The sequence below is a fragment of the Maribacter sp. X9 genome, from assembly GCF_048537565.1.
Taxonomy (GTDB): domain Bacteria; phylum Bacteroidota; class Bacteroidia; order Flavobacteriales; family Flavobacteriaceae; genus Maribacter.
Genome location: NZ_CP183215.1, coordinates 2,021,241 through 2,036,431 on the forward strand (window position 1 = coordinate 2,021,241; position 15,191 = coordinate 2,036,431).

Genomic DNA, 15,191 nt, shown 5'->3' on the forward strand with positions numbered 1-15,191 from the left:
ACGTGAACGATTAGAACCTATCCATGATTGATATATCACTATTTGATAGTTGTGGCTAAATGCTTAAAAATGTTTTGATTATATGGTTATTGAATACTATTTTTTAACTTTTTAAGTTATAATAGTGAAGGTGAATTCATGTCTATATAGTATGTTGAACGAAAAAGAAAAACTTAGTATTCTATCAGAAATGATTGCTTTTGCAAAAGTGAATAATGAAGTTAAGCAAACGGAATATGATTTTCTTTTCTCTGTTGCCCAGAATTTAGAAGTGAATAAAAAAACCTTTGATAGTCTGTTTTTTCATGAGGTTGAGCATGTCATCCCTAAGTCACAATCTGAACGTATAGTTCAATTCCATAGATTGGTGCTGTTGATGAATGTGGACAATCAGCAAGAACTGATTGAAATAAAACGTTTGCATGATGTGGGGTTGGCAATGGGTTTGCCCCCTGGTGCAATTCAACAGGTTTTATCGATCATGCACCGGTATCCTGATAAAATTGTCCCTCCCGAGGTATTGATTGATATTTTTAAAGCCTATTATAATTAAGACCAGGAAATAAAATCAACATTTATTTTTTTCAAATCTCTTTTGTTTTCAATGTTTGCTTTCGCATCGATCTTTAATTGTTCTATTTCCAATTTAATTTCGGTCATTTGGGTTGAATTTACCACATGTAAAGTTAACGTATTCAGCATCTGCATTAATTTTCTCATAACGGTAATGTCGTGTTTACAATACAGTCGATAAGTGGCCATGACGTTATATAACACTTCTGAGAATTTGGCACTATTGACCCGTGCCCAATTATTCTCCTTTTTGTCGCTGAGGTAGTCATATTCAGGCTTTTTCATTAATATCAGGAATAACGAGGTGAGATAGTCAATAGTATTCAGTGCGGTTCCAGGGTCATTGATGCCCGGTGACATTGCCTTTATTCCAATTTCCGATATTTGTCTAAACCCATAAATGTAATTTTCCCCTACCAACTCTTCTTCGCTGAAAAGTAAAGTGTTCATAATTTTATTCAATAATTTTTCGGATAGCGGTCGTTCCGATAAAATGCCTACGGTTTCATCTAGTATAAATTGGCCTTTGAATAATTTTATGACGAGCTTCATTTCATGCTCTTTGCAAATTTTCATAAGGTCCTCTTTAAGGATTCCATAAAAATACCCAGATTTACTAAGGGTGTATCCTTCCCAATTTTCCGGCTCTGGAAAATTGAACGATTTATCCTGCTGTCCTGTTATGATTTTTTCTAGTTCAGACTTAGTCCTTTTGTGAATATTGGTCAAAATGTTTCCTACTTGAATTGCTTGTGAAATATGATGAATAAAATAGATGAACGAAGCCAAACAAAGTACCGTCAAAATAATACCGATCAGCACTGAAAACCCTGGTGTTTGATAAGAAGTTTCGGTCGGCTCGATAGAAACTAGTATGAAAATATTATAAAGGATGGTGGCGATATATTGGCCGAGCACGATTTGGTGCTTCTGGTCCGATATAATGCCCGGCAATACCCTAGGTGAAAAATTACTGGATGCTTGATTCAATAACACCATTACCATAGAAAAGCTGAAGACCATTAATGAAATAAGACCCCCGATCAACGTACTTAAAAGTGTTTTGGCCGTATCTGTATTGTTGATGACGAGGCCAGGGGCAACATCCATTAAATAAGCTGATATATCTACTTTTTCTAGATAAATCATAAAAAAGGCTAGAAATACACCAAATAGCGCTATTAAGCTAGGGTAGAATGCAATCTTGCTTTTTATTAGATGTAAAATATTCTTAATTCTATTCATATGAACGATTGATGGGTAAATCTAGTCAAGGCGGACAATAAATCTTGATCCCCGAACCAAAATATATTTTTAATACTTTAAAAGTGACTAAAAGTCATACCTGTCGGGTGAAAAACTGTCATAATGACGCTTGTTTCTAATCGGTACGAGGTTTGCCTTCTATTTAACAAATAAAAAATAATATTAATTAAAATATACGATTATGAGCTTAGTAAAAAGAAATGAAGTGTTGTTTCCAGCTTTAATGAATGAAATTTTTAGACCAGATTGGTTTGGTGGAACACAGAATGTACGAACTGCTATGCCAGCAGTGAACATTAAAGAGGGCGAAAAGGATTTTGAATTGGAGCTTTTTGTACCAGGAAGGGCAAAAGAAGATTTTATGATAGAAATCGACGATGCCGTATTAACGATTTCTTCCGAGAAAGAAGAGAACAAGGAGGTGTCCGAAGAAAACTTTACACGTAGAGAGTTTACCCTTACTTCTTTTAAAAGGTCGTTTACACTTCCTGAAACAGTTGCTACTGATAAGGTTGAAGCATCTTATGAAAATGGGATTTTAAAATTCAATCTTCCTAAAAAAGAAGAAGCATTACCAAAGCCCAAAAGAACCATTGAATTGGCTTAAGGTTAGTAAAAATGAAAGTAAGAATTGAGTTTTTTTAAGTTGGTTAGAGTTGTTTAGTAAGAAAGTGCTTTGAGAAATCAAAGCACTTTTTTATGGTAGCGGCCCGGTGAGGATAGCTAAACAAGATATGGTGGCTTCTCTATAGTTTTCTGACCTTAGATTTTCCATAGGGCCGAAAATCGTAAACGTCGTGGTCGCGATTCCACTAGCTCCATACGAGAGTGAGTAGGTTTGAAAGACGGTGTATTCCGTCCATGATAGAAAGCATTTCGGCATCTAAAAGTTCTTTATGTTCCAAAACGGCCTTGGGTAAATCGGATAAGCCTAATTACTTTTGAAAATACATGATTGCCTTAATGTTGAATTCCGTTTTTATAGTGTTGGTTTGCAAAAGTTGTAAAGCTGAAATCAAGGACATTGCCGGGCCTTTAGAATCTGATGAGGAACGTGCAAAAAACCTCCAATCATCATCTAAGTTATTTTGGATGAAATTGAAATTTATAGGACTTTAATCCCTAATTTTTAAATTCCATTAAAACGGGTTCGACAGGGTCCGGTTGCGACCATGCAGAAGTGTCTACGGGCCGACCATCGACCTGCACATAAAACAGAATACTCTTCCTGTTTTTGTGATATATTTTTTCAGCAAAGAGTAGGGTGTCTCCCTCTGTTTTTAGTGTCCGTGTTCTGAAGTTTAATTTGGTAAAAATTCGATTGCACAATTGTTTGTTTTTTTCAATTGGTTCTTGAAAATGACCATCATTTTGTAACGTTAAAAAATGGTGTAAATTCGTAATGGCTTCCTTGAGTTTTTGATCCGGGAAGGATTTTAAATCGATGTTCGGAGTTGTTTGTCCAACGCTAATTAAAGTATTTTTAAAACTTGCTAGGGCAAGCTTTAAAATTAGCATATTTTTCTGTAATGAGGTATTTATAATTATTTTAGACTTATCTAAAAATATTGGATAAGTATTTACTATCCAAAATTTTAGGATTTATTAACTAAAGCATTGATTAATATTATTAAATTTTTATATTTCATCTATAAAAACCCGCATTAATCCTGTCCTTGGAGTGCTTTTATTTCATCTCGTAGCTTAGCGGCTTGCATAAAATCCAGTTCTTTTGCAGCCTTTTCCATAGCCTTTCTTTTCTCCTTTACCATCTTTTCAATTTGCTCTTTTGTCAAGTAATCCATGTCCGGTTCGGCGGCCCGTAATTCCTCTTTTTGGTAGTGATACGTAGAGACCGAATTTTTGGATAAAACGTTGTCCAAACTTTTGTTCAGAGCCATTGGAATTTTATTATTATCGGTGTTATATTTTATCTGTTTTTCACGTCTGTAATTTGTTTCGTCAATCGTTTTTTGCATGCTATCGGTTATCTTATCAGCATACATGATTGCCTTGCCGTTTAGATGCCGTGCCGCTCTACCAACAGTCTGTGTCAAAGATCTATTACTGCGTAAAAAACCTTCTTTATCCGCATCTAAAATTGCAACTAAAGATACTTCGGGAAGGTCCAAACCTTCGCGTAATAAATTGACCCCAATGAGTACATCGAAAATTCCTTTTCGAAGATCTTGCATGATTTCAACCCGCTCCAAAGTTTCAACATCACTATGGATATATCTACAGCGTACATTAATTCTATCCAGGTATTTTGCTAATTCTTCTGCCATGCGTTTGGTTAACGTAGTCACCAAAGTACGTTCGTCTTTTTCTGTGCGCTGTTGAATTTCTTCCACCAAATCATCAATTTGATTTAAACTTGGTCGTATTTCGATTATGGGGTCAAGAAGTCCTGTGGGCCTGATGACCTGTTCAACATATACGCCCTGACTTAATTGTAATTCGTAATCTGCGGGAGTGGCACTTACGTATAGAACTTGATTTTGTAAAGCTTCGAACTCTTCGAATTTTAAAGGTCTATTGTCCATTGCGGCCGGAAGACGGAAACCGTATTCTACAAGATTGACTTTCCGAGAACGGTCACCGCCATACATCGCATGAACCTGAGGTATGGTCACATGGCTCTCGTCGATGACCATTAAATAATCATCAGGAAAGTAATCTAATAAACAGAAAGGCCTTGTACCGGGTTCGCGTCCATCCAAATACCGAGAGTAATTCTCAATACCTGAACAATAACCTAATTCACGAATCATTTCCAAATCGAAATTGGTACGTTCTTCAAGCCGTTTCGCTTCAAGTGGTTTAGCGATCTCTTTGAAGTAGTCGATCTGCTTCACAAGATCATCCTGAATTTGATGGATGGCATTTTGCAATACATCTTGGGAAGTAACGAACATATTGGCCGGATAAATGTTCAGTGTTTCATAGACTTCAAGAATAGTATTGTTAAAGGGGTCAAAGGCTTCGATTTCTTCAATTTCATCCCCGAAAAAATGAATTCTGAAGGCATGATCCGCGTAACTGGGAAATACATCTACAACGTCTCCTTTTACCCTGAAATTACCATTTCTGAAATCGGCCATTGTGCGTGAATAGAGCGATTGCACCAGCTGATGCATCAACTTTGTGCGAGCAATGACCTGGTCTTTTTTGATGGAAATCACATTCTTTTGAAACTCTATAGGATTCCCGATACCGTACAAACAAGAAACCGAAGCAATAACAATGACATCCCTTCTTCCTGAAAGAAGCGACGATGTAGCGCTTAGTCTAAGTTTTTCAATATCCTCGTTAATCGACAAATCCTTTTCGATATAGACTCCACTTGTAGGAATGTATGCTTCTGGTTGATAATAATCATAATAAGAAACAAAGTACTCCACGGCATTTTCTGGGAAGAATTGCTTGAATTCAGAATACAATTGAGCGGCCAAGGTTTTGTTGTGTGCCAATACCAAAGTAGGTTTCTGTACTTTTTCAATAACATTAGCCACGGTAAAGGTCTTTCCCGAACCCGTTACCCCTAAAAGCGTCTGGTACTTTTCATTTTCATTAAGCCCTTTTACCAATTGATTTATGGCGTTAGGTTGGTCTCCCGTTGGTTTAAATGCTGATACTACTTTGAACTTCATGTGCGCTAAATTTATTTTGGAAGTAAATAAACCAATTACTTCGGTTTTTTGAGAAAGCACCCGATAGCTTTAAAAAAAAGGCATGACCCTAAAGCTAGCAGGTTAGTCAATATATAAAAATACAAAAGTTGACAGCTTTATTAGACGAATAGATATAGGTATTCTAACACCTTTTTAATGAAAAATCAGAAACCTCTACTTATTCAGTTAGATTGAGGATTTAAGGATAATTTTAAACTAGTTTAAGATAGGTTATTAAGGGTTGCTTTTAGTGATTTACTATTGTTCTTTTTAGTAAAATACAGTCAAAACTTCTGACAGCATCTTGGCTTTGTAATATTGTGAGGTTTAGGTTAGGTTCCTAGTTGATATCATTTTGTAAAATGACGTGGTAACCTGACTTTCTCTATTTAATCAAATCCCTAATTGGGAGCCTTTCTTAATGGTTGTGCTGTGTCAATGCTGGTTGCGTATGCTAATTTTGCCAACATTTCCTGAAAAAGCCCTTGAAAAACCTTTAAAGAGGATGTAACGTAAATCTATCTATTGTATTAAAGATCGCGTTTTTTTAAGATTATATAGGAGCAGTAAATAAATATGGCAGTCCATGTCAAAACAATGAGAATTTGATACCAATGCATATGGTAGTCCAATTCAAATTTTTCACCTATTTGACTGGCCATCGATTGTACCGCACCCAATCGGGTAAATGGTTCTCCTATAAGATTGAACATGGACTGTAAGGGAAAAAAGCCCATGATGGCATCGGTTGTGTCACTATCAAATAACTTCCATCGTATTATACCTCTTACAATACCCTCCAAAATTTGCCAAAGAATTAAAAATCCCAATGCGAAAGCAGATCTTTTAACCAGTATCCCTAAAAATAGACAGAACGAAAAGAACCCCATTAGCTTCACAAAAAAAGCCAGTAAAAATTCTAAATCTGTAAAAATGATGGACAGTTCATTGAAATCTGAATATATAATACCTAATATCAACGAAACTACAAATACGAACAGTGTGGAAATTATTGAAAATGAGATAACTGTAAGGAATTTTGAGAGTATGAATTCTTTTTTTGAGAGTCCGTCAATTAAGTTTTGTTTTATTGTCTTGTTACTGTATTCGTTAGACATCATCGATACAATGACTATTGCTAAGAACAATTTAAAGAATGCTGTAATAAAGGTGTTAAAGTGCCAGATATAGGGGAAATTAAAAATACCCTGATCGGCCAAATGAAATTTTACTGGACCGATATCAAATTTTATGGCGGCAACTAAAGCTATGGAAGTTAAAAGGACGAAATAGGATATAATCAACACCTTACTGGCCCTATTGTTCCATAGTTTAATGAATTCTATTTGTAGTAATCGTTTCATTCTTGGCGTTTTTAGTTGGTTGCATTTTTGGTAAGTTCCAAGAACTGCTCCTCAAGGCTTTCTTTTCTTTTTACAAGGTGTGAAACAATAATTCCATTTTCAAATAGCAATTTGTTAAGGCTTTTGGCATCAAGTTCAGAAGTGAGGAACGCGGTTAGCATATCATTTTCCTGTTTCAACTCTCCGAAGTGTTTATTTGCTTTTAAGTAGTTGACCAAGGTATTCATGTCATCGGTTTTCAATTCGAAAAAACCAAAACTGGCTTGAAGGCTATCGACCCGTCCGGCATATAATTTTTCTCCTTTTCTAAGAATTACCACATGGCTGCAAACCTTTTCCACTTCGTCTAACAAATGGGAGGCCAATAATATTGTGGTGCCCTGAGCCGCAATTGTTTTAATGATTTGGCGAATTTGGTGAATACCTTGAGGATCTAGGCCGTTGGTCGGTTCGTCTAAAATCAATATTTCTGGATCGTTCAATAGGGCAGAGGCAATGGCTAAGCGTTGTTTCATGCCTAAAGAATAAGTCTTAAACTTGCTGTTCTTTCTGTCGAGAAGTCCTACCAATTCCAATTTTTCTTCAATCTTTTCCTCGCCCACACCTTTTATTTTACAGACTAGCCTCAAGTTTTGTAAAGCGGTCATGTAGGGGTAGAAATTGGGACGTTCAATGATTGCCCCTACTTTTTTTAAAGCTTGGTGGGTAGATTCGGTTCCATTGAACCATGAAAACGTACCGCTGGTTTTATTAACTACATTCAAAACAATACCTAAAGTAGTGGACTTGCCACTTCCATTAGGCCCTAAAATTCCATAAACATTGCCTTTTTCAATGGTAAAGGATAAGTCTTTTACGGCGGTGAGGTAACCAAATTTTTTGGTAAGGTGGTTTACGGACAGAATTGTACTCAAGCTTAGTTGTTTTTTGATTGCACTTACTTGACGAGTTAATCGTGTATTTGTTACAAAAACGCATTGATTTATGATCTCGATTTAGCTGTATAATCAAAATTTTGTACAAATTCTAGCTTTTTCTGTAGGTGGTGATACCTGTTGATGGCATAATATCAGAGAGGTAGATGGTAGGCACCTGGTTATTCAGTCACATCGTTCTTTCCCTTTTTCAATAGTAGATAATACAAATTGCTCAATTGTGCCTTTTTAGATTGACTACATAATCTTACACATAGGCCTAGAAATGCTGATTTTCGATTAATAAACTACTCATGCTGAATAAAGTGAAGCAAAAAGGAGATTTCCTTGCCAACGCCATAATTCAGTGTTGTCAAATCCACATTATGTTGATGAGGGCTCGATTTTTGGAGAAATGGGCTATGGAGTTCGTGGGTTTTATGGAGAATGAAGGCGTTTTGATTTTTTTGAAGAACTGTGTTTTTTGATCTTTAGAAGTGAAATTAAAGCTATAAAAACACTATTTTGCCCTTAATAAATAAAAGCTATGTCAGAAGAACGATTAATGTCGAGAAAGAAACCCGCTTATCCAGTAAGTGAAGCGTTGGATGGTTATTTGGAGCATTACAGTCGTAAAATTGAGATTCCTATTTTTTATGATGATCTTTTACGTTTTTCTGGCTCGGTCGTAGTGTATGATCATGACGATGAGGACACCTTATGGATAAGGGTTTATTATTCCGAGTTTGATAGAAAGGAAATAGACGACAGTTTAAAGAAGGTGTATTCTATTTTACATTCTGACGGAAGTAATAACATTCACCAATATTTAAATGTTGACGCCGTCGATTTTTGCACGTTCGGTAATTCTAAGCCTTTTAGGATCAAGATTCGCAATATACTGAACGATAACTTCACCTATTTTTATATTAAAAAAACCGATGCCTCTCGTATCTACGGACTTGAACTGGAGCATATGTTGTCACCTTATAACCTGAACTTTTTAGTATATAAGGATACGTTGATCGAGGAGCATATTGCCGGAATTCCCGGAGATGAATTCATCAAGAACATGCTTCCCAAATGTAACGAACCCGAAAAGGCCCAATTGGCGAAGGAATTCGTAAAATTTAATGAACGATGCATGATCCGACTTTTAGGTGATATGCGCTCTTACAATTATGTAATAGTGCCTACCCATGATTTTGATCACGTGGTCTACAAAATAAGGGCAATAGATTTTGACCAGCAATGTTATGAGGGAAAATTAAAGGTGTACCGGCCACAATTTTTTAAAGAAAACTATCAAATGGTTGAATTGGTGCGCAATAAATTAAGAAGGGATTCTGTTGACCAATATAAATTGGAAGAACGTTCTATGGTTGCTAAACGTATCTTAAGTTCTGGAAATCGGATAAAAAAACTGAGGGCCATCTGTAAAAACGATACCATATCTACGGATGAGAACATTAAGCTTTTACGGGACCAGATTGAAGAATTGACCATGGATATCAATTTTAAGAATTGCAAGACCATGGGCGAGGTTTTGGATCTGGCCCTGAACTTTGTACGTCGTAATTACGAGGATGTAAGCATGAAACAGATAATGGAGAACAATATTAAAATTCAATAATATTGGAATAAGTATAGGTAGTGGCCAAAGTCATTACTCGATTTTGGTATTTTACCATCAACCATCAACCATCAACCATCAACCATCAACCATCAACCATCAACCATCAACCATCAACCATCAACCATCAACCATCAACTAAACCCTAGCTTTTTTGTTCCTTATTGAAATAGACTAAGTAATAGTACATTTGGCGTTCTTCGTCCCAACCTTTTTCAACGAATTTTTCTGCAGATTCAGGATTAATGAAATCCAGTTTTATTTGAATATTGGTATCCAAATTAATAACGTTCTTGATTTTTTTTCGGGCATCGGAAACTGCTTTATTGGCAATATCGAAATTGGAAACGTCTTCAATACTGTATTTGGGTCCTTTCTCAACTTTGTAATGTTTGAACTCAGGAATAAGTTCAGGATTTTCCATCACCTCATTGAGGAAGTTGGTTTCTTCAAAAGAATCGTTCTTTGCAAAATGGTTCACCGCTCTATTCATGAACAATACCTCTTGTTGTTTGTCTTCGGCAGGTAAAACCACATCCTTGGCAAAATTCTGACAGAATTTGAGGTAGTTTTTTGTCTTGAAGTTATCATCGGATAAAGGATCCACCCCTAAGAAATTTTCCAACCAATATTTTGTGTCGTATTTGTTACTGTCAACCGACAATACTTTATACCCTTCTTCCTTATCGACATTGAAAATCAAGCAACCTTTATCCAATTTATTGATATTGATGCCCTGTTGTATTACAATATCTAAATTGCTTCCTTTTTCTTCAAACTGAATAAAATCATGTTTTAATTCACTTTTGAAAATACCGATGGCGTCTACCTTGTTATTGTCCAACAATAATCCGGTAAGATAGGCTACGTAAACCTCTCCGCTTTTAATGTGGGGGTGATTGGATTGCTCAAAAAGTAAGGAGGCGATTTTTTTCGAACCTATATGCGCTTTTGATGTGTCTGCAAAAACCTCACTTACAATCTTATGTAATTCGTTGAATTCAACATCGACCTCATCGGTCATTTTAAAATAATTCTCTTCTTTTTCACGAAAAGGTTTGAAGAAATATTCTTTTAATAGACCGGTTGTTTCATCATTAAGGTTAAAAGGTTCTTCGGAAAGAAAAATACCTTCATTTTTATTTTTGTTACCAACTCTATGAATGGAAATACTTTCGATTTGGGTCGCATATAAGTTGATCATGGTCTATGGATATTTTAAGTTGATTAATTTTTTGTAAAATTCATTTACACCGAAAGAAAAGCTATTCTACGAACTAGTTCCAATTTTCATCGAAATCCAGGTCGTCATAATTTTCAAAGGTATCATCGAAATCGAAAGCACTGTTTTCAGCTTCAAAACTACGTTCTGGGGGTGTTTCAGGTATTTCGCCAAATGAAAAAAGTACGTTGGGGTAGGAGCGTCCGTCCTCTTTTTCTTCAATATCGGCCAGCTCCACAAAAAAGGTCCACATGCTTAAAAAATCATAGACATAAATTAATTTCGGACTTTCTTCCGATAGAATATCCTCTAAAAAAGTTTCGTTCATTAGGCGAACGTCCGAACCGGAATCACTCATGTCAAAAAGTGCAATTTCTTCATCTTGTTGCCATTCATCATTACATGTGTAAAAAGATGCCATTTCATTTCCTAAAAAACCGAAAGCCTGCGTTATGGCATTATGAAAGTCTTCTAACGAATTGTGGGCTTCTATTTCCAAATCTCTGAAAATATCCTCCTCTGCATCTAAAATTATTCGGATTTTATAGATCATCACGTATTTTTTGCGGGAGGGCAAAGTTACGAAGTTTTGATATTTTTTCTGGTCTTTAATGCATCTAAAACAATGTAGAATTGCACTCCGAAAAGAAAGGTTGCCAAAACAAGGTGCAGCGGTTGGCTCGCAAATGGAAAATGTAAATAGTACATGGCCATTCCTGTTATTATTTCAACACAAAGTAAAAACAATACCCAGAATATTTTTACATGTCCAAGATTCAGCTTGGTAATCCTGTAGGCCAATAATGAATTGATCACCAAAACCAAAATGGAAAATGACCTATGAATATAGAATAAGAGTAAAGGGTCTCGTAGCCACTCACTTTTAGAATCATAACCAAAAATGTCTACTTGTTCATCAATGTATTGCCTTACCTGTGTGCCAATAATGATTTGGGTAAGGGTTAAGCCGAGCGCCAGAATGGCTATGTTAAGGGTCGGCCTATCAAACCTGATTAACTTGTCCTCTTCATTGACAAAATAAATAATGTAGAGTAATATTGCAACGATGACGAGGGCCATAAACATGTGCAATGTGATCTTTACAGGTTCTAAAACGGAATAGACAACCGTTGCACCTAACCAAGCTTGAAAAACCATACCGATGACCACTAGACATGCTAATAGGGGAATACGTTTTTTCTTTTCCCAATATTTAAAGGAGGTTATTGCAAGTATAAGGGTTACCAGTCCGGCTAAGGCACCGAAGAGTCTATTGATGTATTCTATCCAAGTGTGCCACGGGTTAAACACTGCATAATCATGCTTTGTGTAGGGTTCCCAATTGCCGGGGTTGAAAGTGCTTCCGGTCGTAAATGATTCTTTCGATATTTGTAAGGTTTCGTTCTTAATAATTACCTGACCTTTTTTGAAGTATCTATCAGCGGCCCATTCCAATTCGCTTTGCTCTGTAGGAGGTATGTAATAGCCAAAGCATTTTGGCCAATCCGGACAACCCATGCCACTTCCGGTCATTCTCACTACGGCACCTGCCACGATAACCAAATAAACTAAAATCAAAGATAGTTTGGCAATTTTTCTAAACCGGATATCCATACTATTTAACGGTTTTTAGTCCTAATTCTTTTCCTTTAAGATACATAAATTCCTTGGCAGCACCATACTCGTTGGGTATTTCGCCTTCTAAAATAGCTTCTTTGATCGCTTCTTTAATCACACCTATTTCTCTGGATGGTTTTAATGAAAAGATTTCCATAATTTCTTCTCCACTGATCGGGGGTTGAAAATTTCTGATGTGGTCCCGCTCCTCTACTTCTTCAATTTTTTGACGAACCAGTTTAAAATTTTGGTGATATTTACGTCGCTTTTTAGGATTTTTCGTGGTGATATCCGCTTCGCACAAGGTCATTAAATCCTCTACTTTGTCTCCAGCTTCAAAAATTAGTCTCCTGACCGCTGAATCGGTGACAAAATCCTCTGACAAAATAATCGGTCTTGAACTCATCAATACCATTTTCTGTACAAACTTCATTTTATCGTTCAAAGGCAACCGTAAGCGTTTGAATAATTTAAGGACCATTTTAGAACCGACGAACTCATGGCCGTGAAACGTCCATCCTATTTTTTTATGAAATCTTTTCGTAGGTGCTTTGCCAATATCATGTAATAAAGCTGCCCAACGCAACCAAAGGTCGTCCGTAGCCTCAGAAATGTTGTCAACGACCTCTAACGTATGCCAAAAGTTATCTTTATGCTTTTGCCCTTCAATCTCTTCAATGCCTTGTAATGCAGTTAGTTCTGGGAGTATAAGCTCCAAAAGTCCGACTTTATGTAAGAGTGACAATCCTTTCGAAGGTTTTTGGCAAAGCATAATTTTATGGAACTCATCCATAATACGTTCGTTGGAAACGATTCTTAAGCGTTCCTTATTTTCGGTAATGGCCTGTAACGAAGGTAGGGCAATTTGAAAATCTAACTGAGTCGCAAATCGAATGGCACGCATCATGCGCAAGGGGTCGTCAGAATAGGTAATGTCTGGTTCTAAAGGAGTCTTAAGGATTTTATTTTCCAAGTCGGTAATTCCTTCGAAGGGATCCAGTAGCGATCCGTAATCTGATGTATTCAAAGAAAGTGCTAAGGCATTAATGGTAAAGTCCCTTCGTTTTTGGTCATCTTCTAAGGTGCCATCTTCAACAATGGGTTTACGGCTGTTACGTTGATAACTTTCTTTACGGGCGCCAACGAATTCAAGTTCCATACCATCATTCTGAATCATGGCCGTTCCAAAATTCTTAAAAACGGAAACTTGTGGTTTAGCGCTTAACTTTGAAGCTACCTTTTCGGCCAGAGCTATTCCACTACCAATAGCAACGACATCAATATCTTTTGGAGTATTTCTATCTAAAAAAAAGTCGCGCACAAAACCACCGATCACATAACAATCTATCGAAAGTTCTTCGGCAGCTTCTGAAATAATCTTAAAAATTGGATTGGTTAAAGCGTTTTTATAGCTCTTCTGCATGGTTTTATTCTCGAATGATCTTCACGGTACCATCATTGCCCAATCTAATAATGGAGGATGCGGATTCATTCTGTTTGTCTTGGTGCAAATTTACCACATAGTCTACACCTGATAAAATGGCTTTGTCTATATTTTTGAAACTTTTAGGGGTAGGTGTGCCTGAAATATTTGCGGAGGTAGAAACAATAGGTCTTTTGAATTTACCGATGAGATATTTACAAAATTTATCGGACGCTACACGGAGTGCCAAGGTATTGTCCTCGGCTATCAAGTTTTTAGCGACTCCGTTCGGTTTATCGTAAATTATAGTGATAGGTTTAGTGGAGAGGTCCATTAAATCATAAGCGATTTCAGGTACTTTTTCAACATGTCTTTCAAGCATGGCATCATTAGCGACTAAACATATTAATGCTTTGCTGTCATCGCGTTGTTTTAAATCAAAAACTTTCTTCACCGCCAATTCATTGGTGGCATCGCATCCTATACCCCAAACCGTATCGGTGGGGTAGAGAATGAGTCCGCCGTTTTCTAGGATTTCTACGCATTTGTTGATCTCGTCTGTCATTACTAATAATTATAGAAAGATTTCGGTTTCGATATTAAAATATTCTGTCAAAGCTACCCACTGATTTCTGTTTTCATCTCCTGAAATATTCTGCTTTTTCAGCGATTTTTTTTGGGAACCAATTATTGGTATTGGTGTTTTTGCTCTTTTTTTAGCTGAAATTACAATAGTTCCTTTTAGTATCGCCATTCCCTTAAACCATAAGTCGTCGGCTTTTGGAGTCAATTTTAAAAACAAGTCAGAATCGGTAGTTTTATCTGAAAGTACATAGGGAGGATATAAAATACCCTCGGCGCCAATAGCAATTACTGCATTTGGGTTGAACGAATTCTCATTTGTGTAGACCCATTCCTTATAAGGTAATACCTCGCCAGTTTTTGAATATTGAATATATCTCGTTTGATTTCCGATGATACTTTTCGGATGTTCTAAATGTTCGAGGTACAAAAGTCTAAGCCAATTTGGATGATACATCATATCATCATCGCACGTTATGATATTGTCATTTGGATATAGCTCTATCGTGTGGATAAGTTTTCTATGGGAACATGTTAAATCTGAATATTTAATATGAAATAAATCATCTTCCAATCTCTCTAATTTTTTTGGAATTTTATTTTCAAGGGAATGATGTAGCCATAAAATAATTGCTTTAGGTCGAACCTCTTGGTTTAATATACTTTTAATAGTTAGATGTAATGTTGGTAATCTTGTTGGAATTGAAGTCAATGAAACGATAACAGGAATTTCATCCTTTGTTTTGTTTTTTAAAACTTCATTTGAAAGTTTAGAAAGTTTGAGCGAAGTATAAATAGATATTGGAATTTCTTTCAACTTCATCTTACAATGCTGTTATTTGTCTTTTTAAAAATAAGCCGATTAATATTGACTGTCTTTTGACATCCAAAGATAGATAAGACTTTTATATTTTTGCCGATAT

14 protein-coding genes are annotated in these 15,191 nt (G+C 36.2%); 3 read left to right on the plus strand and 11 right to left on the minus strand.

Annotated features, from left to right (window positions below):
- The first annotated feature begins 151 nt into the window (after positions 1–151).
- A complete protein-coding gene (locus ACNR9Q_RS08575) occupies positions 152–553 on the plus strand; it encodes a TerB family tellurite resistance protein (RefSeq protein WP_419214189.1) in 402 nt (133 codons plus the stop codon).
- Here ACNR9Q_RS08575 and ACNR9Q_RS08580 read toward each other — a convergent pair.
- A complete protein-coding gene (locus ACNR9Q_RS08580; protein WP_419214190.1) occupies positions 550–1,818 on the minus strand; it encodes a DUF2254 domain-containing protein in 1,269 nt (422 codons plus the stop codon). The two genes, ACNR9Q_RS08575 and ACNR9Q_RS08580, sit on opposite strands and share 4 nt — an antisense overlap.
- A 202-nt stretch (positions 1,819–2,020) precedes the next feature.
- Between ACNR9Q_RS08580 and ACNR9Q_RS08585 the strand changes: the two genes are divergently transcribed.
- A complete protein-coding gene (locus tag ACNR9Q_RS08585) occupies positions 2,021–2,446 on the plus strand; it encodes an Hsp20/alpha crystallin family protein (protein WP_419214191.1) in 426 nt (141 codons plus the stop codon).
- 515 nt (positions 2,447–2,961) lie between these two features.
- On the opposite strand, the gene ACNR9Q_RS08590 is transcribed toward ACNR9Q_RS08585, so the two are convergent.
- The 4 genes from ACNR9Q_RS08590 to ACNR9Q_RS08605 form a co-directional block, all read right to left on the minus strand.
- Positions 2,962–3,357 carry a hypothetical protein gene (locus ACNR9Q_RS08590; protein ID WP_419214192.1) on the minus strand — a complete coding sequence of 132 codons (396 nt, stop codon included), beginning with the start codon at positions 3,355–3,357 and terminating at the stop codon, positions 2,962–2,964.
- 146 nt (positions 3,358–3,503) lie between these two features.
- The gene (uvrB, locus tag ACNR9Q_RS08595; RefSeq protein ID WP_419214193.1) at positions 3,504–5,492 is read right to left on the minus strand and encodes an excinuclease ABC subunit UvrB; all 1,989 of its coding nucleotides are present in this window, start codon (positions 5,490–5,492) and stop codon (positions 3,504–3,506) included.
- Positions 5,493–6,043: 551 nt separating this feature from the next.
- Positions 6,044–6,877, minus strand: a complete 834-nt coding sequence (locus ACNR9Q_RS08600) for an ABC transporter permease (protein WP_419214194.1) — start codon at positions 6,875–6,877, stop codon at positions 6,044–6,046.
- 11 nt (positions 6,878–6,888) lie between these two features.
- Positions 6,889–7,791, minus strand: a complete 903-nt coding sequence (locus tag ACNR9Q_RS08605; RefSeq protein WP_419214195.1) for an ABC transporter ATP-binding protein — start codon at positions 7,789–7,791, stop codon at positions 6,889–6,891.
- A gap of 547 nt (positions 7,792–8,338) precedes the next feature.
- On the opposite strand from ACNR9Q_RS08605, the gene ACNR9Q_RS08610 reads away from it, so the two are divergent.
- A complete protein-coding gene (locus tag ACNR9Q_RS08610) occupies positions 8,339–9,424 on the plus strand; it encodes a hypothetical protein (protein ID WP_419214196.1) in 1,086 nt (361 codons plus the stop codon).
- Between the two features lie 145 nt (positions 9,425–9,569).
- Here ACNR9Q_RS08610 and ACNR9Q_RS08615 read toward each other — a convergent pair whose 3' ends face one another.
- The 6 genes from ACNR9Q_RS08615 to ACNR9Q_RS08640 form a co-directional block, all read right to left on the minus strand.
- Complete coding sequence (locus ACNR9Q_RS08615) at positions 9,570–10,628, minus strand: nucleoid-associated protein (RefSeq protein WP_419214197.1); 1,059 nt, start codon at positions 10,626–10,628, stop codon at positions 9,570–9,572.
- A gap of 73 nt (positions 10,629–10,701) precedes the next feature.
- Positions 10,702–11,199 carry an IS1096 element passenger TnpR family protein gene (locus tag ACNR9Q_RS08620; RefSeq protein ID WP_419214198.1) on the minus strand — a complete coding sequence of 166 codons (498 nt, stop codon included), beginning with the start codon at positions 11,197–11,199 and terminating at the stop codon, positions 10,702–10,704.
- Between the two features lie 26 nt (positions 11,200–11,225).
- Positions 11,226–12,260: a COX15/CtaA family protein gene (locus ACNR9Q_RS08625; RefSeq protein WP_419214199.1), complete on the minus strand. Its 1,035-nt coding sequence runs from the start codon at positions 12,258–12,260 to the stop codon at positions 11,226–11,228.
- Between the two features lies 1 nt (position 12,261).
- Positions 12,262–13,686, minus strand: a complete 1,425-nt coding sequence (locus tag ACNR9Q_RS08630) for a CCA tRNA nucleotidyltransferase (RefSeq protein WP_419214200.1) — start codon at positions 13,684–13,686, stop codon at positions 12,262–12,264.
- Positions 13,687–13,690: 4 nt separating this feature from the next.
- Complete coding sequence (locus tag ACNR9Q_RS08635) at positions 13,691–14,251, minus strand: L-threonylcarbamoyladenylate synthase (protein ID WP_419214201.1); 561 nt, start codon at positions 14,249–14,251, stop codon at positions 13,691–13,693.
- A gap of 9 nt (positions 14,252–14,260) precedes the next feature.
- Positions 14,261–15,091 carry a glycosyltransferase family A protein gene (locus tag ACNR9Q_RS08640; protein WP_419214202.1) on the minus strand — a complete coding sequence of 277 codons (831 nt, stop codon included), beginning with the start codon at positions 15,089–15,091 and terminating at the stop codon, positions 14,261–14,263.
- Between the last annotated feature and the right edge of the window lie 100 nt (positions 15,092–15,191).

What these genes read in the sequence shown, in the direction of transcription:
- ACNR9Q_RS08610 (WP_419214196.1), top strand. Translation starts at nt 8,339, where the DNA reads ATGTCAGAAGAACGATTAATGTCGAGAAAGAAACCCGCTTATCCAGTA.
- ACNR9Q_RS08630 (WP_419214200.1), bottom strand. Translation starts at nt 13,686, where the DNA reads ATGCAGAAGAGCTATAAAAACGCTTTAACCAATCCAATTTTTAAGATT.
- uvrB (WP_419214193.1), bottom strand. Translation starts at nt 5,492, where the DNA reads ATGAAGTTCAAAGTAGTATCAGCATTTAAACCAACGGGAGACCAACCT.
- ACNR9Q_RS08620 (WP_419214198.1), bottom strand. Translation starts at nt 11,199, where the DNA reads ATGATCTATAAAATCCGAATAATTTTAGATGCAGAGGAGGATATTTTC.
- ACNR9Q_RS08580 (WP_419214190.1), bottom strand. Translation starts at nt 1,818, where the DNA reads ATGAATAGAATTAAGAATATTTTACATCTAATAAAAAGCAAGATTGCA.
- ACNR9Q_RS08600 (WP_419214194.1), bottom strand. Translation starts at nt 6,877, where the DNA reads ATGAAACGATTACTACAAATAGAATTCATTAAACTATGGAACAATAGG.
- ACNR9Q_RS08625 (WP_419214199.1), bottom strand. Translation starts at nt 12,260, where the DNA reads ATGGATATCCGGTTTAGAAAAATTGCCAAACTATCTTTGATTTTAGTT.
- ACNR9Q_RS08635 (WP_419214201.1), bottom strand. Translation starts at nt 14,251, where the DNA reads ATGACAGACGAGATCAACAAATGCGTAGAAATCCTAGAAAACGGCGGA.
- ACNR9Q_RS08590 (WP_419214192.1), bottom strand. Translation starts at nt 3,357, where the DNA reads ATGCTAATTTTAAAGCTTGCCCTAGCAAGTTTTAAAAATACTTTAATT.
- ACNR9Q_RS08575 (WP_419214189.1), top strand. Translation starts at nt 152, where the DNA reads ATGTTGAACGAAAAAGAAAAACTTAGTATTCTATCAGAAATGATTGCT.
- ACNR9Q_RS08585 (WP_419214191.1), top strand. Translation starts at nt 2,021, where the DNA reads ATGAGCTTAGTAAAAAGAAATGAAGTGTTGTTTCCAGCTTTAATGAAT.
- ACNR9Q_RS08640 (WP_419214202.1), bottom strand. Translation starts at nt 15,091, where the DNA reads ATGAAGTTGAAAGAAATTCCAATATCTATTTATACTTCGCTCAAACTT.
- ACNR9Q_RS08615 (WP_419214197.1), bottom strand. Translation starts at nt 10,628, where the DNA reads ATGATCAACTTATATGCGACCCAAATCGAAAGTATTTCCATTCATAGA.